The following is a 17,842-nucleotide window of genomic DNA, read 5'->3' on the forward strand; positions in this document are numbered from 1 at the left end:
ACGTCCGGGCCGGGGCCGATTAGGCTCGGTTTCCATGGAGCATGAGGTGTTCGTTCCGGTTCCCGTCCCGACCCTGCTGCGCGTGCTGGCCGATCCCGCCCGGGTCGCCCGCTGCGTCCCCGGTCTCCAGCAGGACGCCGACGCGTCGGCGTCGCCCCTGGCGGGCCGGCTGAAGCTCCGGGCCGGCGGCCACACCATCACCTACCGGGGCGAGCTGCGGCTCACCGGCCCGGAGGGCGGTGGAGGCCCGGACGGGCAGCGCTTCTCGGTGACCGGGAAGGGCGTGGAGGCCCGGGGCACCGGCGCGGTCGAGCTGGCCCTGGCCATCGGCCTCACGGAGGCGGACGGCGGGACGGCACTCGCGTACAGCGGTACGGCGGACGGGGACGGGCGGCTGGTCGAGCTGGAGGAGGGCGCGGCACTCGCGGCCGCCCACCGGCTCCTGGACCGCTTCACCCAGCAGCTGGTGACGGAGTCGCTGGCGGCGCGGGACGAGGGCGAGGGCGCGGGGGAGGGCGATGGTGAGGACGGGGCGGTGACTGCCGAGGGGCTTGAGGGCGACGAGGACGACGCGGATGACGCGTCTTCTCCCGCGGCTGACGAAGAGCCTTCTCCTGAGGTCGATGCCGATGCCGTTGCGGGCGACGACGGCTCCGGGTCCGTGTTCGACTCGCCCGTGCCGCCTCCCTCGCTCGACCCCGTCGCCGGGGTGGAGTTCACCGTTCCGGACGAACCGCCCGCCGAGGCCGCGCACGCCCGCCGCACCATGATCGGGCGCAGTGCCGAGGAGGTCGACCACGCGCCCCCGCGGGGCCGCTACGCCCCCGTGCCCTCCCCGGAGGCGGGCGGTGCGAGCACCACCCTGCGGTGGGTCGCCCCGGCCGCCGCCCTCGCGCTCGCCTCCGCTGTCGTGCTGGGGCGGGCGTTGCGACGCCGGAGGCCCTGAGCGGCCAGTAGGGTCGTCGGGTGAGCAGGAGCGAAGAGAACGTCAGGCTGACCGTCGGCGAAGCCGAGTTGACCGTCGACCCCGGGAACGGCTGCCGGATCAGCAGTCTGCGCGTCGGGGGCGTCGAACTGCTCCGCCAGGGCGAGCGGTACGGCTGCTTCCCGATGGTGCCCTGGTGCGGACGTACCGGGTACGGGCAGTTCCGCAACGGCGACGTGCTCCACGAGCTGCCGCCGAACTCCCCGCCGCACGCCATCCACGGCACCGGCCGGGACACCGCGTGGCGCACCTCCCACACGGCCGCCGACGCGGACGAGGGCCGGGCGGCCTTCTACTACGACCTCGCCGAGCCCTGGCCGTACGAGGGCCGGGTGACGCAGACCTTCGAGCTGACCGAGGACGCCCTGGCGCTCGGCCTCGCCGTCGAGACGTACGGCGACTCCTTCCCGGCCCAGGCCGGCTGGCACCCCTGGTTCCACCGCAACCTCGGCGGCCGGGACGCCGAGCTCTCCTTCGACGCCGGCTGGCAGGAGGAGCGCGGCGCGGACCACCTGCCCACCGGGCGTCGCATCGACCCGCTGCCCGGTCCGTGGGACGACTGCTTCGGCATGCCCGACGGCGTGGACGTGAAGCTCACCTGGCCGGAGCAGCTGGAGCTGACGGTCAGGAGCCGCAGTGAATGGGTGGTCGTCTACGACGAGCAGGACGAGGCCGTCTGCGTGGAGCCGCAGTCCGGGCCGCCGAACGGACTGAACACCGCACCCCGGCTGGTGACCCCGATCGATCCGCTGGAGATGACGGCGACCTGGAGCTGGGTGCGGCTCTGAGCCGGTGCCCGGCAGTGGGCCGGTGCGACACCGCTTACCCTCGTGGACATGACTGACGTACGCGCTGACCTGCTCCAGCAGATCAAGGACAAGGCCGTGGTGCACGGCAAGGTGACCCTCTCCTCGGGTCTGGAAGCCGACTGGTACATCGACCTGCGCCGCATCACGCTGGACGGCAAGGCCGCGCCGCTGGTCGGCCAGGTCATGCTCGACGCCACCGCCGAGCTGGACTACGACTGCGTCGGCGGGCTGACGCTGGGCGCCGACCCGGTCGCCACCTCGATGCTGCACGCCTCCGCCGCCCGCGGTACGAGCCTGGACGCGTTCGTCGTCCGCAAGGCGCAGAAGGCGCACGGGATGCAGCGCCGGATCGAGGGCACCGACGTGAAGGGCCGCCGCTGCCTGGTCGTCGAGGACACCTCGACGACGGGCGGTTCGCCGCTGACCGCCGTCGAGGCGGTGCGCGAGGCGGGTGGCGAGGTCGTCGCCGTCGCCGTGATCGTCGAGCGCGGGGCCGCCCCGGCGATCGCCGAGGCCGGTCTGCCGTACGTCCACGTCTACTCGGTGGCCGATCTCGACCTGGGCTGAGCCCGGGCCGGCCGGGGTGGACGGTTTCACGTGAAACCGGGTCCGCCGAGTGGAGCCGGATGAGGAGTCTGGGAAGATGGGGGCGACGATGACGTCGCCCCCAGGTCAGGGACTCAAGCCTGCACACCCGCACATCCCAAGGAGCGGTCAGATGCCCATCGCAACCCCCGAGGCGTACGCCGAGATGCTCGACCGGGCAAAGGCGGGCAAGTTCGCCTACCCGGCCATCAACGTGACCTCGTCCCAGACCCTGCACGCCGCCCTGCGCGGGTTCGCGGAGGCCGAGAGCGACGGCATCGTCCAGATCTCCACCGGTGGTGCGGAGTTCCTGGGCGGCCAGCACAACAAGGACATGGTCACGGGTGCGGTCGCCCTGGCCGAGTTCGCGCACATCGTCGCCGCGAAGTACGACGTCACCATCGCGCTGCACACCGACCACTGCCCCAAGGACAAGCTGGACGGTTACGTACGTCCGCTGCTCGACGTCTCCGCGGAGCGCGTCGCCAAGGGTCTCAACCCGCTGTTCCAGTCCCACATGTGGGACGGCTCGGCCGAGACCCTCGCCGACAACCTGGCCATCGGCCAGGAGCTGCTGGCCAAGGCCGCCGCCGCCAAGATCATCCTTGAGGTCGAGATCACCCCGACCGGCGGTGAGGAGGACGGCGTCACGCACGAGATCAACGACGAGCTGTACACGACCGTCGACGACGCGCTGCGTACCGCCGAGGCGCTCGGCCTGGGCGAGAAGGGCCGCTACCTGCTGGCCGCCTCCTTCGGCAACGTCCACGGCGTCTACAAGCCGGGCAACGTCGTGCTCCGTCCCGAGCTGCTGAAGGACCTTCAGGCGGGCGTCTCCGAGAAGTACGGCAAGCCGGCCGGCAGCCAGCCGTTCGACTTCGTCTTCCACGGCGGCTCGGGCTCCACCGCCGAGGAGATCGCCACCGCGCTGGAGAACGGCGTCGTGAAGATGAACCTCGACACCGACACCCAGTACGCCTTCACCCGTCCGGTCGTGGACCACATGTTCCGCAACTACGACGGTGTCCTGAAGGTCGACGGCGAGGTCGGCAACAAGAAGACCTACGACCCCCGCACCTGGGGCAAGGCCGCCGAGGCGGGCATGGCCGCGCGCGTCACCGAGGCCTGCGGTCACCTGCGCTCCACCGGTACGAAGCTGAAGTAACCACCCGTAGTCACGGACGTACGGTCGCGGGCCCGGTCCTCCTTCTGGGGGCCGGGCCCGTTGCCGTGCCGGGAAAGAGAGCAGAGGGCCTGTTATGGGTGCGTCTTACGATTTCGACACCGCCGTCGACCGCCGGGGCACCTGGTGCGTCCAGTGGGACGGGGTCGCGGACCGGTTCGGGGTGGACGGGCTGCTGCCGTTCACCATCTCCGACATGGACTTCGCCACGGCGCCGGAGGTCCTGGCCGCGCTGCGGGCCCGGCTGGAACACGGAGTGTTCGGCTACACCACCTGGCAGCAGGACGACTTCCGCTCGGCGATCGCCCACTGGTACGCCACCCGGTACGGCACCACGATCGACACCGGGCAGCTGGTCTACGGCCCGTCCGTGCTCAGCCAGCTCTCCCAGCTGCTCCAGATGTGGACGGGGGAGGGGGACGGCGTCGTCGTCCACACCCCCACGTACGACGGTTTCCGCAAGGCGATCACCGGGCTCGGGCGCGAGCTGCGGGGGGTGCCGGTGGGGGACGAGGAGGCGCTGGAGCGGGAGCTGGCGCGGGCGGACGCGAAGGTGCTGGTGCTGTGCTCGCCCCACAACCCGACGGGGTACGTGTGGACGGCCGAGGAGCTGGCCCGGACGGCCGCGCTGGCCGAGCGGTACGGGGTCGCGGTGATCAGCGACGAGATCCACGCGGACTTCGTGCACGAGGAGTATGCGGGGCGGGTCCATGTGCCGTGGACACGGGTGGCGGGGGCCGGGCGCTGGGCGCTCATCTCCTCCGGGTCCAAGGCGTTCAACTTTCCGGCGCTCACCGGGTCGTACGGGCTGATCGGGGATGCGCGTGACCGGACGGAGTATCTGCGCCGGATGGAGACGGCGGAGGGGCTGGCGTCGCCGGCCGTGCTGTCGCTGACCGCGCACATCGCGGCGTACCGGGAGGGGGCGGCGTGGCTGGACGCGGTACGGGCGTATGTGGCGGGGAACCTGGCGTACGTCGCGGAACGGCTGGGGGCGGACCTTCCCGAGCTGGGGTGGGTGCCGCCGCAGGCCGGGTATCTGGCGTGGATCGATCTGCGGCCGGTGGGCGTTGACGATGCCGCGTTGCAGCGGGTGCTGGTGGAGCGGGAGGGGGTGGCGATCATGGGGGGCTCTGTTTATGGGGCGCCGGGGTTTGTGCGGCTGAACGTGGGGTGTCCTCGGGGGAAGGTCGAGCGGGGGGTTGCGGCGTTGGTGCGGGCTGTGGGGGCCGTGCGGTAGGTGGGTGGTTTCGGGGGCGCTGCCCCGGGCCCCGTTGCGAGGGCTCTGCCCCCGCGCCCCCGCTCCTCAATTGCCGGAGGGGCTTGATTGTGCGGGCCTCCTCAATCGCCGGAGGAGCTTGGTTGGGGCAAGCTGGCCCCATGGCTGCTGCACCCGCGCCCGGTGAGATTCGGGTTGCCTCGTCCGTCGGGCGTTGGGTCGTTCTGACCACCGTGCTTGGCTCCGGCATGGCGATGCTGGACTCCACCGTCATCAACGTCGCCCTGCCCCGCATCGGCGCGGACCTCGGCACCGACATGGCCGCGCTCCAGTGGACCGTCAACGCGTACATGCTCACGCTCGCCGGGCTGATCCTCCTCGGCGGGGCGCTCGGGGACCGGTACGGGCGGCGGCGGGTGTTCGTGGTGGGGGTGGTGTGGTTCGCGGTGGCCTCCCTGCTCTGCGGGATCGCGCCGAACGCGGGGGTGCTCATTGCCGCCCGGGCGCTGCAGGGCGTCGGTGGCGCGCTCCTCACGCCCGGGTCCCTCGCGCTCATCCAGGCCAGTTTTCATCCGGACGACCGGGCGCGGGCCGTGGGGCTCTGGTCCGGGTTCGGCGGGGTCGGGGCGGCCGTGGGGCCCTTCGTGGGCGGGTGGCTCGTCGACGGGCCCGGGTGGCGGTGGGTGTTCCTGCTGAACGTGCCGCTCGCCGCCCTCTGCGTGCCCGTCGCCCTCCGCCACGTACCGGAGTCGCGGGATCCGGCGGCGCACGGACGGTTCGACGTGCTGGGGGCCGTGCTCGGGGCGCTGGCGCTGGCCGGGGTGACGTACGCGCTGATCGAGGCGCCGGGGCGGGGCGCCTCGCCCGTGGTGATCGGGGCTGCGCTCGGCGGGGTGCTCCTCGGAGCGGCGTTCGTCCTCGTCGAGCGGCGGCGGGCGGATCCCATGCTGCCGCCGTCGATCTTCCGCTCCCGCCTGTTCACCTCGGTCAACGTGGTGACCTTCTGCGTCTACGCGGCCCTCGGCGGCTTCTTCTTCCTCTCCGCGATCCAGCTCCAGGTCGTCGCCGGGTATTCGGCGCTGGGGGCCGGTACCGCGCTGCTGCCCACCACCGTGCTCATGCTGCTCTTCTCCGCCTCCGCCGGGGAGCTGGGGCGGCGCATCGGGCCCCGGATTCCGCTCACCGTCGGGCCGCTGCTGGCCGCCGCCGGGATGCTCCTGATGCTGCGGGTGGGGGCGGACAGCGCCACCTTCGGCGGGTACGCGACCGAGGTGCTGCCCGCCGTCCTGGTGCTCGGCGCCGGGCTCGTCGTGGTCGTCGCCCCGCTCACCGCGACCGTCCTGGCCGCCGTGGACACCGGACGGGCCGGGCTGGCCAGCGGGATCAACAACGCCGCCGCGCGGGCCGCCGGGCTCATCGCGGTGGCCGCCCTGCCGCTGCTCGCCGGGATGGGGCCGGAGGCGTACCGGGACGCGGGCGAGTTCGCCGCGACCTTCCGGCGGGCGATGCCGATGTGCGCCGGGCTCCTGGTGGCGGGCGCGGTCATCGCCTGGTGGACGGTGCGCACCCCGGCCGCCGCTGCCGCCGTCCGGAGCGAGCGGCCCGAGTGCGCCGTGCACTGCGGGGTGGTCGCCCCGCCGCTGGAGCCGGAGCGCCGCGACGGGTGATCCGGCTCCAGCCGAAGCGCCCACGGCGGGCCGGGCCCCGGAAGCCCGCGTGAACGCGCTGTGCCACGGGGCCGGGCCCCGGTGCCGCCGGGGCGTCGCGGCAGGCACACTTGAGCCATGTCCATCCACGAGAACCTGCTCGGCGGCCCCGCCCCGACCCACCTCCCCGACGATCCCGAGCCGCGCGAGCTGCTCGCCGCCGGCACCCCGCCCGCCGACGTCGCCGCGAAGTACCCCACCTCCTCGCTCGCCTGGGCGCAGCTCGCCGACGAGGCGTACGAGGGCGGCCGGGTCGTCGAGTCGTACGCGTACGCCCGTACCGGCTACCACCGCGGCCTCGACTCCCTGCGCCGGGCCGGCTGGAAGGGCCACGGCCCCGTCCCGTTCGAGCACGAGCCGAACCGCGGCTTCCTGCGCGCCCTGCACGCCCTGGCGCGGGCCGCCGGGTCGATCGGGGAGACCGAGGAGCACGAGCGCTGCTCGACGTTCCTGCGGGACTCCTCGCCGACCGCCGCCGACATCCTGAGCTGAGCAGTCTTCCCCTGAGCCGCTCCCTGCCCAAGCACCTCGGGCGGGGAGCGGCTTAGTATGCGAGCAGGGGACCGGAGCTCCATCACCTCACGGAAGGGGCGGACCGCTACCCGGAAGCTCGTGTCGAGGAGACAGAAATGTCGACGAATCACCCCGACCCCGAAGCCACCGGTGCGGACACCCCGCACCTGGACTTCGCGGGAACGACTCCGTACGAGGACTATGTCCAGGCGGATGTCCTGACCCACCTCCAGCACCTGCGCTCGGACGATCCCGGCGAAATGGTCTTCCTGGTCACCACCCAGGTCATGGAGCTGTGGTTCACGGTCATCGTCCATGAGTGGGAGACCGCGACCCGCGCCCTGCGCGAGGACCGCATACCCGTCGCGCGCGACGCCCTGAAGCGTTCGCTGCGCGAGCTGGAGGCGCTCAACGAGTCCTGGCGGCCGCTGGCCGGACTCACCCCCGCCCAGTTCAACTCCTACCGGGGATCCCTCGGCGAGGGGTCCGGGTTCCAGTCGGCGATGTACCGCCGGATGGAGTTCCTGCTCGGCGACAAGTCCGCCTCCATGCTGGTGCCGCACCGGGGCGCGCCCCGGGTGTACGCCGAGCTGGAGAAGGCGCTCGGGGAGCCCAGCCTGTACGACGAGACCCTCGCCCTGCTGGCCCGCCGTGGGTACGCCATTCCGGAGGCCGTCACCACCCGGGATCTCACCCAGCGGTACGAGCCGTCGCCCGAGGTCGAGGCCGTGTGGGCGGAGATCTACGCCTCCGACGACCAGAACGACGAGCTGGTGCGCCTCGGCGAGCTGCTCACCGACGTCGGCGAGCTCGTCTGGCGATGGCGCAACGACCACCTCGTCGCCACCCGGCGCGCGATGGGCTCCAAGACCGGCACCGGCGGCTCCGCCGGGGTGGCCTGGCTGGAGAAGCGCGCCACGAAGAACGTGTTCCCCGAGCTGTGGACGGCGCGCAGCCATGTCTGAGACCCCGACCACGACCACGACCACGACTACGACGGAAGACCTTCGTGGGCGGGCGCTGAAGCTTGATGCCGCCGACCCGCTGGCCGACCGCCGTGCGCTCTTCGCCCTCGACGACGGCGTCTACCTCGACGGGAACTCGCTGGGCGCGCTGCCCGTCCACGTACCCGCCCGGGTGCAGGACGTCCTCACCCGCCAGTGGGGCGAGCTGCGCATCCGGTCCTGGGACGAGAGCGGCTGGTGGACCGCGCCCGAGCGGATCGGCGACCGGATCGCCCCGCTCGTCGGGGCCGCCGGGGGCCAGATCGTCGTCGGTGACTCGACCAGCGTGAACGTCTTCAAGGCGGTCGTCGCCGCGAGCCGGCTCGCGGGGGAGGGACGCGACGAGATCCTGGTTGACGCGACGACCTTTCCCACGGACGGGTACATCGCGTCCGCCGCCGCCCGGCTCACCGGTCACCGGATCGTGCCCGTCGCGCCCGACGGCGTACCGGACGCGCTCGGTCCGCGTACCGCCGCCGTGCTGCTCAACCACGTCGACTACCGCTCCGGCCGGCTGCACGATCTGCCCGGGCTGACCGCCGCCGTCCACGCGGCAGGGGCGATCGCGGTGTGGGACCTCTGCCACAGCGCGGGCGCGCTGCCCGTCGGGCTCGACGCGCACGGGGTCGACCTGGCCGTCGGCTGCACCTACAAGTATCTGAACGGCGGCCCCGGTTCGCCCGCGTACCTGTACGTCGCCGAGCGCCACCAGGCGGCCTTCGACTCGCCGCTGCCGGGCTGGAACTCGCACGCCGACCCGTTCGGCATGACCCCCGACTACGCCCCGGCGGACGGTTCCGTACGGGGCCGGGTCGGCACGCCCGACATCGTCTCCATGCTGACGCTGGAAGCGGCGCTGGACGTGTGGGACGGGGTCTCCGTGGACGCCGTGCGGGCCAAGTCGCTGGCGTTGACGGACTTCTTCCTGGAGTGCGTCGAGGCGTACGTACCGGCGGGCCGGGTCGCCTCCGTCACCCCGGCCGCGCACGCCGAACGCGGCAGCCAGGTCGCCCTGCGCTGCGAGGAGGCGGAGCCCGTGATGCGCCGCCTCATCGAGCGGGGCGTCGTCGGCGATCTGCGCCGGCCGGACGTGCTGCGGTTCGGCTTCACCCCGCTGTACGTCGGATTCGCCGACGCGGAGCGGGCGGCGCGGATTCTCGCCGAGGTGCTGGCCGGGGACATGGCTGGGGACACGGCCGTGGACACCGTCGGCTGACGGGTCGTCACCGTCTGTTCGGCCGGGCGGGGGCGGTGCCGAGTCCTGGTACCGTCCCCGCAGGTCAGCCCAGTTGGGCACAGGACACCTGCATAGGCATAGGCATAGGACGGTTGAGCAGCATGTCGGATTCTGCCGCGCGTGATCGGGACGTCGCCGAGATGGAGTCGGCGTTCGCGCATCCGGAGGTCGCTCCCGACCGGTCCGCCGCCTACGGTGACCACCCCGACCAGGTCGTCGACTTCTACGCCCCGCGCGACGGCCGCACCGGCGCCCCGCTCGTCGTCCTCCTGCACGGCGGCGCCTGGCGGGCCCCGTACGGCCGGGCCCATGTCTCCCCGCTCGCGGACTTCCTGGCCCGCCGGGGCTTCGCCGTGGCGAGCGTGGAGTACCGGCGCGGCGGCGACGACATCCCGCAGCAGCGCGACGGCGGGGAGAGCGCCCGGCCGGGCGGCGCCGGTCCCGTCGCGGGGCGCTGGCCGGAGACCTTCGACGACGTGGCCGCGGCCCTGGACGCGATGCCCGTGCTGGCCGCCCGCGAGCTGCCGGGCGCCGATGTGCGGCGGATCGTGGTCACCGGGCACTCGGCGGGCGGGCACCTCGCCTTGTGGGCGGCGGCGCGGCACGTGCTGCCCGAGGGGTCGCCGTGGCGGCTGCCCGCCCCGCCGCCGCTGCGCGGGGTCGTCGCCCTGGCCCCGATCGCGGACTTCAAGGCGGCGGTCGAGCTGGGGGTGTGCGACGGTGCGGTCGCCCAACTCCTGGGCGGAGAGGCCGACTTCGAGGAGCGGGCGGCGCACGCCGACCCCGGGACGCTGCTGCCGACCGGGATCGCCACCGCGATCGTGCAGGGCGTCGACGACATCGTCGTACCCCAGGCCGTGTCCGAGGCGTACGTCGACGCGGCGGCCAAGTCCGGCGAGATGGTCGGGCTGACGCTGCTCGGCGGCGTCGGGCACTTCCCGCTGATCGATCCGGCCGCCGACGCCTGCGCCGTGGTGGCCGAGGAGATCACTCAGCTCGCCTGGTGAATCCGTGACCGGGGTGACCGGGGTACGCCGAATCGCGGCCCGAATCGCAGCCCGAATCTTGGACCGAATCTTGGACCGAATCTTGGACCGAATTGCGGACCGAAGGTGTCCGCAAGGGTCTCTACGTTGGTTCTGTAGCCGCTCAGACGGAGTCGGAACCGACGAAGGAGAACCTCATGACGATCCTGGTGACCGGAGCCACGGGAACGGTCGGCCGCCGCGTGGTCGAGCAGCTGCTGGAGCGCGGCGAGCACGTCCGGGCGCTGACCCGCGACCCGGCGCGCGCGGAGCTTCCGGCCGGCGTCGACGTCGTACGCGGCGACCTCACCGACCCCGCGTCGCTGGTCCCCGCGCTGGACGGGGTGACCGGGCTGCACCTCATCACCTTCGGCGGCGGCCTCTTCGCCCCGCTGGAGACCGGTGAGGAGATCCTCGGCCTGGCCGGGAAGGCGGGCGTGCGCCGGGTGACCGTGCTGCACGGCGGCGGGGACACCCCGATGGAGAGCGCGGTGCGCGCGAGCGACTTCGACTGGACCGTCGTGATGCCGGTGGAGTTCATGGCGAACGCCCTGGAGTGGGCGCCCGGCATCAGGAGCGAGGGCGTGGTGCGCGAGCCCTTCGTCGGCCGGCTGAGCGCGATGGTCCACGAGGCGGACATCGGTGCGGTGGCGGCCGCCGCGCTCACCGAGGACGGTCACGGCGGCCAGGAGTACCTCGTCACCGGACCGCAGGTGCTGACCGTCCGCGACAAGGCGGCGGCCATCGCCGCGGCCCGGGGCACGGCCGTCGAGGTGGTCGAGCTCACCGAGGAGCAGGCGCTGGAGAGCTGGCGGGGCCAGGGCATGCCGGAGGACGTGATCGCGTTCCTGATCGACGTCTACCGGGACACCCCGCCGGAGGGCCGGACCGTGCTCGACACGGTGGAGAAGGTCACCGGGCGGCCGGCGCGGACCTTCGCGCAGTGGGCCGAGGAGCACGCGGACCACTTCCGTGCGGGGGCCTGAAAGGGCTGCTGAGCAGGGGCTTTCCGGTCCCTGACACGGTACGGCGGAGGCGGGTAGTCCTTGAGGGGGATGCCCCGGAATCGGTAGCGATGGTGACGACCCGCCGTCCGCCGCCGCCTACCGTGGAAGCGTGACCGAGACCCAGACAAAGACCAAGGGCCCGGAGTTCCGGGCAGCCGAAGGGGCGATCGACGGCCTGCGGGAGGACCTCTTCCGCCAGGCGCTCGCCTACCGCCCCCTGCCGCCGCTGAACCCCGACGGACGGCTGATCCGGCGGCTGCCCGAGGGGCTGCGCAAGGGCGTCGTCTGGACCCCGCACGCCCTGGTGCTGTTCGCCGCGTTCCTCGTGATGATGGCCGGCTTCGCCGAGTGGGAGTTGCGCCTCCTGATGGGCCTGGTGCCCGCGATACCGGTGGTGATGACCCTCATCAGGCCGGTCGCCGCGTTCTGGGGCTCGATGCTGGCGACCGTCTTCTGCGGGATCCTGAGCAGCGAGCTGTGGGGGGCGAGCACCTTCGCGGCGCAGGTGGTGGTCATGGTCGTCGTGGCCGCCCGGACCCGGCCCCGCACCGCCGCCTGGATGTGGCTGCTGACCCTGCTGTTCGGGGTGCTGGTGGAGGGCGGCGACCCGTCCATCACCGCGCCCCTGGCGACGCTCTCCGCCTTCGCGCTGCTCGTCGTGGCGGTGGTCCAGATCCGGCGTGACGCCGAGCGCGAGGTCACCGTGCAGCGCACCGTCACCGCCGTCGAGCGCGACCGGCGCACCCTGCTGGAGGAGCGCACCACCATCGCCCGGGAGCTGCACGACGTGGTGGCCCACCACATGTCGGTCGTCGCGATCCAGGCCGAGGCCGCCCCCTACCGGGTCGAGAACCCGCCGCCCGAGCTGGAGCAGGCCTTCGTCACCATCCGGGAGAACGCGGTGGCCGCCCTCACCGAGCTGCGCCGCGTCCTCGGGGTCGTACGGGCGGAGGACTACGAGGCCCCGGACGCCCCGCAGCCCACCCTCGCCGCGCTCGACGGGCTCCTGGACAACGTCCGCGAGACCGGCCTGGAGACCGAGAAGGTGATCACCGGGGCCGTCCGCGAGCTGCCGCAGGGCGTCGAGCTGTCGGCGTACCGGATCGTCCAGGAGGCCCTGAGCAACACCCTGCGGCACGCCCCGGGCGCCACCGCCAGGGTCGAGCTCGCCTATGTCCTCGGCGGGCTCGGGCTGCGCGTGGTCAACGGACCCCCGCGCGGCCTGGTCAAGCCCTCGCCGGGGGCCGGGCACGGGATCACCGGGATGCGGGAGCGGGTCGCGATGCTGAACGGCGAGATGACGGCCGGGACGGCGGCGGACGGCGGGTACGAGATCGCGGTCTTCCTCCCCGTACCGCTGTCCCAGGAGCCGGAGCACCCGGAGCAGTCGCAGCAGTCGCAGCAGCCGGAGTCCCGGAACGCGGACGACGGCAACGGTGAAACGATCGTCATCGAACGCGTACGGGACGGCCGCGCATGAGCGACACCGACATCCGGGTCCTGATCGTCGACGACCAGATGATGGTCCGCGAGGGCTTCTCCGTCCTGCTCAACGCGATGCCGGGGATCACCGTCGTGGGCGAGGCGGTGGACGGGCGCCAGGCCCTCGCCCAGGTCGCCGCCCTGCGCCCGGACGTCGTCCTGATGGACATCCGGATGCCGGAGATGAACGGCATCGAGGCGACCCGCGAGATCGTCGCGCGGGACGCCGACGCGAAGGTCCTGGTGCTGACGACCTTCGACCTCGACGAGTACGTCTACCAGGCGCTGCGGGCCGGGGCCTCGGGCTTCCTCCTCAAGGACGCCTCCGCCCGGCAGCTCGCCGACGGGGTACGGGTGGTGGCCTCGGGCGAGGCGCTGCTCGCCCCGACGGTGACCCGGCGGCTGATCACTGAGTTCTCCAAGCTCGCGGAGGCCCCGAGACCGCCCGCCCTGGCCCGGATCGGCGACCTCACCGAGCGCGAGACGGAGGTGCTCGTCCTGATCGCCCAGGGGCTCTCCAATGCGGAGATCGCCTCGCACCTGATCGTCGCCGAGTCCACGATCAAGACGCACGTCAGCCGCATCCTGGTGAAGCTGGGGCTGCGCGACCGGACCCAGGCGGCGGTGTTCGCGTACGAGGCACGGCTGGTCACCCCGGGGTAGCCGGACATACGCCGGACCTGTGCCGGGGGCCTTGCGGCGGGCGCGGGCGCGGGTAGCGTCGGATCATGCACGTGTCCTTCGATCCCTGGTCGCCCGCGTTCGTCGCCGATCCCTACCCCGCCTACACCGCGCTGCGCGCCGCCGGCCGGGCGCACTGGTTCGAGCCGACGGGGCAGTGGCTGATCCCGCACCATTCCGACGTATCGGCCCTGCTGCGCGACCGGCGGCTCGGCCGGACGTATCTGCACCGCTTCAGCCACGAGGAGTTCGGCCGCACCCCGCCGCCCGCCGCGCACGAGCCGTTCACCACGCTCAACGGGCAGGGCATCCTCGATCTGGAGGCCCCCGACCATCCCCGGATCCGGCGGCTGATCTCCAAGGCGTTCACCCCGCGTACGGTCGAGAACCTTGCCCCGACCGTCCGGCGGCTGGCGGCCGAGCTGGTCGACGCCTTCGTGGCGAAGGGCGGCGGGGACCTGCTGGCCGAGGTCGCGGAGCCGCTGCCGGTCGCGGTGATCGCGGAGATGCTGGGCGTCCCGGAGGCGGACCGGGGAATGCTGCGGCCCTGGTCGGCGGCGATCTGCGGGATGTTCGAGCTGAACCCCTCGGAGGAGACGGCGGCCGCTGCCGTCCGGGCCTCCGTCGACTTCTCCGCGTATCTGCGCGGGCTGATCGCCGAGCGGCGCGCGAACCCGGGGGACGACCTGATCTCGGCGCTCATCGCCGCCCACGACGAGGGCGAGCGGCTGACCGAGCAGGAGATGATCTCGACCTGTGTGCTCCTGCTGAACGCGGGCCACGAGGCGACGGTGAACACCACCGTCAACGGCTGGCGCACGCTCTTCCACCACCCGGAGCAACTGGCCGCCCTGCGCGCCGACCCCGGACTGCTGCCCACCGCGATCGAGGAACTCCTGCGCTACGACACCCCGTTGCAGATGTTCGAGCGCTGGGTGCTGGACGACATCGAGATCGACGGCCAGGTGATCGGGCGGGGCGCGGAGGTGGCGCTGCTGTTCGGCTCGGCCAACCGGGACCCGGAGCGGTTCGCGCGCCCGGACACGCTGGACCTGTCCCGGGAGGACAACCCGCACATCACGTTCGGCGCGGGCATCCACTTCTGCCTGGGCGCCCCGCTGGCCCGGCTGGAGCTGGCCGCCTCCTTCGGGGAGCTGCTGCGGAAAGCCCCCGCGCTGCGGATGACGGCGGAGCCCGAGTGGCACCCGGGGTATGTGATCCGGGGGCTGACGGAGCTGCGGGCGGAGGTGTAGGGCTTCCGGCCGGGGCGGGGCGGGGCCGGTCAGCAGGGGGTGGAGCACTCCGGCCTCGGCGGGCCGGCCAGCGCGTCGACGCCGTAACCGATCGCGGCGAGTGCCGCGACGGCGGCGGCCAGGCCGAGGGCTCGTAGCCAGCGGCCCCGGACCGCGGTGAAGACGGTCAGGGCCGTCGCGATTCCGCCGAGGACCATGAGGGGCAGGCCGAACCACACCACGTCCCAGTTGGTCGCGCCCTCGAAGCCGTCGAGGAGGCCGTCCTTGCCGTACGGGGCCCAGAGCGCGATGCCCGCGAGCGCTCCGGCGAAGGCGGTCAGGCAGCCGGCGGTTCCGACGGCGGCTTCGCGGCGCGGGTTCTTGGTCTCCATGCTCCGAGGGACGCGGCGGGGTGCGGGCCCGGTTCCGCTTCCGGGGGCGCTGCCCCCGGACCCCCGCTCCTCAAACGCCGGAGGGGCTGGAAAACGGCCTCACGTCAGCGGGTACGACCTCCGGCCCGACGCCTCGTCGATCTCGTCGTGCGCCTTGGTCAGCAGTTTCATCGCCAGTTCGTTCAGCGCCCTGGCCCCCGCGATCTCCTCGCCGACCCGCTGCTGGTCGGTGTCCGAGGGATGGCGGCTGGCGTAGCCGTGGGCGCGGACCTCTGTTCCGTCGGAGAGGCGGACGAGCGCCGCCGCACGGGTGCGGTGGGTGTCCTCCTCGAATTCGAGGTCGATGTGCCATCCGACAGCGATCCTGGTCATGACGAACACCTCCGGGACGTTCCGGGCGTCTTCTACCAGCGTGCGCCCGCTGTCCCGTCCGCGCTCGCCGGGCCCGGCAGCATCAGCCCCCAGGCGCCCGCCCGGACCGTCCAGGTCCGGGTGCGCACCGGCCCGGCGGTCTGTATGTCCGCCCGGTAGCGGAAGTCCGCGCCGGAGACGGTGACGGCCTTGGCCTCCGCCGTCACGTCCTCGCCCGAGGCGGTGCGGACGACGACGTCGGCCAGGCCCCCGCTGCCCTGGGAGGTCACCGAGACGCCCCGTACCGGCGTGTCCAGGTCGCTCAGCAGCACCCCGTCCGCCTCGATGCGCAGGCGGTGCGTGCCCGGGGTCGTGGCGGCGGCGACCGGGGCCGGGCGGACCAGGGACGTCATCAGCGAGCGGCAGGTGTCCCAGACGGCCGTGACGCCCGAGGGCGGGCCCCCCGGACCGGGCGGCGGCGCGGGGGCGGGGATGCTCAGGCGGCCGAGGACGACGCCGTCGCTGTCGTCGACCAGAAGGTCCAGGCGCCGCACGGAACCGTCCAGCGCGGTCCGCGCGGCCGCCACCGCGCCCCGGGGGACGCCGAGGGCGTGGGCCACCTCCAGGGCGTGCGCCGCGCCGACGGGGATCAGGGAGAGGACGCCGTCGGCCAGCTCCCGTTCCCGGTGCAGCTGGGCCACCGCGCGCAGCAGCGCGTGGTCGTCGCCGACCACCACGGGCCGACGCGAACCCCGCCGGGACAGGGCCCGCGCGAACTCCTCGGGGGTGTCCGGAAGGCAGATCTTGGCGTGCGAGCCGGCGCTCAGCACGTCCTTGGCGATACGCACGGACTCGCCGTCGGTCCGGCGGGCGACCGGGTCGATGACCACCAGGAGCTGGTCGTCGCCGTCGCCGGGGGGCTCTGCAGCCGACACCTCGGTCCTTCCTCGGGTAGCATCTTGGTGCAAGAGCCCCTTGCGCTATTGCGCCAGGGGCTTCGTCTATTCCGGGGCACCCGGTTCGACGGCTCAGGCTTTGCCGTACATCGTCGTGCGGCAGGTACGACCTTTACGTACGCCCCCTGACCTTGGACATGCCCCGCCCGGAAGGGGTGTACGCCTGTGCCCGCACTTGTGCTGCTCGGTGCTCAGTGGGGTGACGAGGGCAAGGGGAAGGCCACCGACCTCCTCGGTGGATCCGTGGACTATGTCGTGCGATACCAAGGCGGTAACAACGCCGGTCACACGGTCGTCGTAGGCGACCAGAAGTACGCACTGCATCTCCTCCCCTCCGGAATCCTGTCGCCGGGTTGTACCCCGGTCATCGGGAACGGTGTCGTGGTCGACCCGGCGGTCCTGCTCTCCGAGCTGAGCGGTCTGAACGAGCGAGGCGTCGACACGTCCAAGCTTCTGATCAGCGGCAACGCTCATTTGATCACTCCGTACAACGTCACGCTCGACAAGGTGACCGAGCGCTTCCTGGGGAAGCGCAAGATCGGCACGACGGGCCGCGGTATCGGTCCGACGTACGCCGACAAGATCAACCGGGTGGGGATCCGCGTCCAGGACCTCTACGACGAGTCGATCCTGGAACAGAAGGTGGAGGCGGCCCTGGAGCAGAAGAACCAGCTCCTGGCCAAGGTCTTCAACCGCCGGGCCATCGAGGCCGGCAAGGTCGTCGAGGACATGCTCCAGTACGCGGAGCAGATCAAGCCGTTCGTCGCCGACACGACCCTGATCCTGAACGATGCCATCGACGAGGGCAAGGTCGTCCTCTTCGAGGGCGGCCAGGGCACGCTGCTCGACGTCGACCACGGCACGTATCCCTTCGTCACCTCGTCGAACCCGACGGCGGGCGGCGCCTGCACCGGCGCCGGTGTCGGCCCGACGAAGATCAGCCGTGTCATCGGCATCCTCAAGGCCTATACGACGCGGGTCGGGGCCGGTCCGTTCCCGACGGAGCTGCACGACGAGGACGGCGAGGCGCTGCGGCGCATCGGCGGCGAGCGCGGTGTCACCACCGGCCGTGACCGCCGCTGCGGCTGGTTCGACGCCCCGATCGCGCGGTACGCGACCCGGGTCAACGGCCTGACCGACTTCTTCCTCACCAAGCTCGACGTCCTCACCGGCTGGGAGCAGATCCCGGTCTGCGTGGCGTACGAGATCGACGGCAAGCGCGTCGAGGAACTCCCGTACAACCAGACCGACTTCCACCACGCGAAGCCGATCTACGAGAACCTTCCTGGCTGGTCCGAGGACATCACGAAGGCCAAGACCTTCGACGACCTGCCGAAGAACGCGAAGGCGTACGTGAAGGCCCTGGAGGAGATGTCGGGCGCCCCGATCTCCGCGATCGGCGTCGGTCCCGGCCGGACCGAGACGATCGAGATCAACTCGTTCCTGTAGGGAGCGGCACCCTGCCCGTGGGGCCC

18 protein-coding genes are annotated in these 17,842 nt (G+C 72.5%); 15 read left to right on the forward strand and 3 right to left on the reverse strand.

The window, feature by feature from the left end; translation table 11 throughout:
• The first annotated feature begins 34 nt into the window (after positions 1 to 34).
• From ACIQPT_RS07260 to ACIQPT_RS07325, 14 genes are all read left to right on the forward strand, one after another.
• Positions 35 to 946 carry an SRPBCC domain-containing protein gene (locus ACIQPT_RS07260; protein WP_401153476.1) on the forward strand — a complete coding sequence of 304 codons (912 nt, stop codon included), beginning with the start codon at positions 35 to 37 and terminating at the stop codon, positions 944 to 946.
• A gap of 20 nt (positions 947 to 966) precedes the next feature.
• Positions 967 to 1,773, forward strand: coding sequence for an aldose 1-epimerase (locus ACIQPT_RS07265; RefSeq protein WP_401153478.1), 807 nt, complete (start codon positions 967 to 969; stop codon positions 1,771 to 1,773).
• Between the two features lie 48 nt (positions 1,774 to 1,821).
• A complete protein-coding gene (gene pyrE / locus ACIQPT_RS07270; RefSeq protein WP_030082052.1) occupies positions 1,822 to 2,361 on the forward strand; it encodes an orotate phosphoribosyltransferase in 540 nt (179 codons plus the stop codon).
• A 151-nt stretch (positions 2,362 to 2,512) separates the two neighbouring features.
• Positions 2,513 to 3,544: a class II fructose-bisphosphate aldolase gene (gene fbaA / locus ACIQPT_RS07275; protein ID WP_401153480.1), complete on the forward strand. Its 1,032-nt coding sequence runs from the start codon at positions 2,513 to 2,515 to the stop codon at positions 3,542 to 3,544.
• A gap of 94 nt (positions 3,545 to 3,638) precedes the next feature.
• Positions 3,639 to 4,802: a MalY/PatB family protein gene (locus tag ACIQPT_RS07280; RefSeq protein WP_401153482.1), complete on the forward strand. Its 1,164-nt coding sequence runs from the start codon at positions 3,639 to 3,641 to the stop codon at positions 4,800 to 4,802.
• Between the two features lie 140 nt (positions 4,803 to 4,942).
• Entirely contained in the window at positions 4,943 to 6,448 is a 1,506-nt protein-coding gene (locus ACIQPT_RS07285) for a DHA2 family efflux MFS transporter permease subunit (protein ID WP_401153484.1), read from the forward strand.
• Between the two features lie 117 nt (positions 6,449 to 6,565).
• The gene (locus ACIQPT_RS07290) at positions 6,566 to 6,979 is read left to right on the forward strand and encodes a DUF3151 domain-containing protein (RefSeq protein WP_103534698.1); all 414 of its coding nucleotides are present in this window, start codon (positions 6,566 to 6,568) and stop codon (positions 6,977 to 6,979) included.
• A gap of 137 nt (positions 6,980 to 7,116) precedes the next feature.
• Complete coding sequence (locus tag ACIQPT_RS07295) at positions 7,117 to 7,965, forward strand: tryptophan 2,3-dioxygenase family protein (RefSeq protein ID WP_401153485.1); 849 nt, start codon at positions 7,117 to 7,119, stop codon at positions 7,963 to 7,965.
• Positions 7,958 to 9,220, forward strand: a complete 1,263-nt coding sequence (gene kynU / locus ACIQPT_RS07300) for a kynureninase (protein ID WP_401153487.1) — start codon at positions 7,958 to 7,960, stop codon at positions 9,218 to 9,220. Before ACIQPT_RS07295 ends, kynU begins: the two co-directional genes overlap by 8 nt.
• Positions 9,221 to 9,342: 122 nt before the next feature.
• Positions 9,343 to 10,248 (forward strand): alpha/beta hydrolase, encoded by a 906-nt coding sequence (locus ACIQPT_RS07305; protein WP_401153489.1) that lies wholly within the window; start codon positions 9,343 to 9,345, stop codon positions 10,246 to 10,248.
• A 176-nt stretch (positions 10,249 to 10,424) separates the two neighbouring features.
• Positions 10,425 to 11,252 (forward strand): NAD(P)H-binding protein, encoded by an 828-nt coding sequence (locus ACIQPT_RS07310; RefSeq protein ID WP_401153490.1) that lies wholly within the window; start codon positions 10,425 to 10,427, stop codon positions 11,250 to 11,252.
• Positions 11,253 to 11,382: 130 nt separating this feature from the next.
• Positions 11,383 to 12,753 (forward strand): sensor histidine kinase, encoded by a 1,371-nt coding sequence (locus ACIQPT_RS07315; RefSeq protein WP_401153492.1) that lies wholly within the window; start codon positions 11,383 to 11,385, stop codon positions 12,751 to 12,753.
• On the forward strand, positions 12,750 to 13,418 hold the full coding sequence (locus ACIQPT_RS07320) for a response regulator transcription factor (RefSeq protein ID WP_007452924.1): 669 nt from the start codon (positions 12,750 to 12,752) through the stop codon (positions 13,416 to 13,418). Before ACIQPT_RS07315 ends, ACIQPT_RS07320 begins: the two co-directional genes overlap by 4 nt.
• Positions 13,419 to 13,483: 65 nt before the next feature.
• The gene (locus tag ACIQPT_RS07325) at positions 13,484 to 14,689 is read left to right on the forward strand and encodes a cytochrome P450 (RefSeq protein WP_401153494.1); all 1,206 of its coding nucleotides are present in this window, start codon (positions 13,484 to 13,486) and stop codon (positions 14,687 to 14,689) included.
• A gap of 29 nt (positions 14,690 to 14,718) precedes the next feature.
• Here the strand turns inward: ACIQPT_RS07325 and ACIQPT_RS07330 are convergent, their stop codons facing one another.
• The 3 genes from ACIQPT_RS07330 to ACIQPT_RS07340 form a co-directional block, all read right to left on the reverse strand.
• On the reverse strand, positions 14,719 to 15,060 hold the full coding sequence (locus tag ACIQPT_RS07330) for a hypothetical protein (protein WP_401153496.1): 342 nt from the start codon (positions 15,058 to 15,060) through the stop codon (positions 14,719 to 14,721).
• A 99-nt stretch (positions 15,061 to 15,159) separates the two neighbouring features.
• Positions 15,160 to 15,432, reverse strand: a complete 273-nt coding sequence (locus ACIQPT_RS07335) for a DUF1876 domain-containing protein (RefSeq protein WP_103534689.1) — start codon at positions 15,430 to 15,432, stop codon at positions 15,160 to 15,162.
• 32 nt (positions 15,433 to 15,464) lie between these two features.
• Entirely contained in the window at positions 15,465 to 16,346 is an 882-nt protein-coding gene (locus ACIQPT_RS07340; protein WP_401153498.1) for a diacylglycerol kinase, read from the reverse strand.
• Positions 16,347 to 16,532: 186 nt separating this feature from the next.
• On the opposite strand from ACIQPT_RS07340, the gene ACIQPT_RS07345 reads away from it, so the two are divergent.
• On the forward strand, positions 16,533 to 17,816 hold the full coding sequence (locus tag ACIQPT_RS07345; protein ID WP_205084861.1) for an adenylosuccinate synthase: 1,284 nt from the start codon (positions 16,533 to 16,535) through the stop codon (positions 17,814 to 17,816).
• The last annotated feature ends 26 nt before the right edge of the window (positions 17,817 to 17,842 follow it).

It is taken from the genome of Streptomyces sp. NPDC091289 (genome assembly GCF_044757365.1).
In the GTDB taxonomy this organism is placed as follows: Bacteria; Actinomycetota; Actinomycetes; order Streptomycetales; family Streptomycetaceae; genus Streptomyces.

What these genes read in the sequence shown, in the direction of transcription:
- ACIQPT_RS07260 (WP_401153476.1), top strand. Translation starts at nt 35, where the DNA reads ATGGAGCATGAGGTGTTCGTTCCGGTTCCCGTCCCGACCCTGCTGCGC.
- pyrE (WP_030082052.1), top strand. Translation starts at nt 1,822, where the DNA reads ATGACTGACGTACGCGCTGACCTGCTCCAGCAGATCAAGGACAAGGCC.
- fbaA (WP_401153480.1), top strand. Translation starts at nt 2,513, where the DNA reads ATGCCCATCGCAACCCCCGAGGCGTACGCCGAGATGCTCGACCGGGCA.
- ACIQPT_RS07280 (WP_401153482.1), top strand. Translation starts at nt 3,639, where the DNA reads ATGGGTGCGTCTTACGATTTCGACACCGCCGTCGACCGCCGGGGCACC.
- ACIQPT_RS07285 (WP_401153484.1), top strand. Translation starts at nt 4,943, where the DNA reads ATGGCTGCTGCACCCGCGCCCGGTGAGATTCGGGTTGCCTCGTCCGTC.
- ACIQPT_RS07290 (WP_103534698.1), top strand. Translation starts at nt 6,566, where the DNA reads ATGTCCATCCACGAGAACCTGCTCGGCGGCCCCGCCCCGACCCACCTC.
- ACIQPT_RS07295 (WP_401153485.1), top strand. Translation starts at nt 7,117, where the DNA reads ATGTCGACGAATCACCCCGACCCCGAAGCCACCGGTGCGGACACCCCG.
- kynU (WP_401153487.1), top strand. Translation starts at nt 7,958, where the DNA reads ATGTCTGAGACCCCGACCACGACCACGACCACGACTACGACGGAAGAC.
- ACIQPT_RS07305 (WP_401153489.1), top strand. Translation starts at nt 9,343, where the DNA reads ATGTCGGATTCTGCCGCGCGTGATCGGGACGTCGCCGAGATGGAGTCG.
- ACIQPT_RS07310 (WP_401153490.1), top strand. Translation starts at nt 10,425, where the DNA reads ATGACGATCCTGGTGACCGGAGCCACGGGAACGGTCGGCCGCCGCGTG.
- ACIQPT_RS07320 (WP_007452924.1), top strand. Translation starts at nt 12,750, where the DNA reads ATGAGCGACACCGACATCCGGGTCCTGATCGTCGACGACCAGATGATG.
- ACIQPT_RS07325 (WP_401153494.1), top strand. Translation starts at nt 13,484, where the DNA reads ATGCACGTGTCCTTCGATCCCTGGTCGCCCGCGTTCGTCGCCGATCCC.
- ACIQPT_RS07330 (WP_401153496.1), bottom strand. Translation starts at nt 15,060, where the DNA reads ATGGAGACCAAGAACCCGCGCCGCGAAGCCGCCGTCGGAACCGCCGGC.
- ACIQPT_RS07335 (WP_103534689.1), bottom strand. Translation starts at nt 15,432, where the DNA reads ATGACCAGGATCGCTGTCGGATGGCACATCGACCTCGAATTCGAGGAG.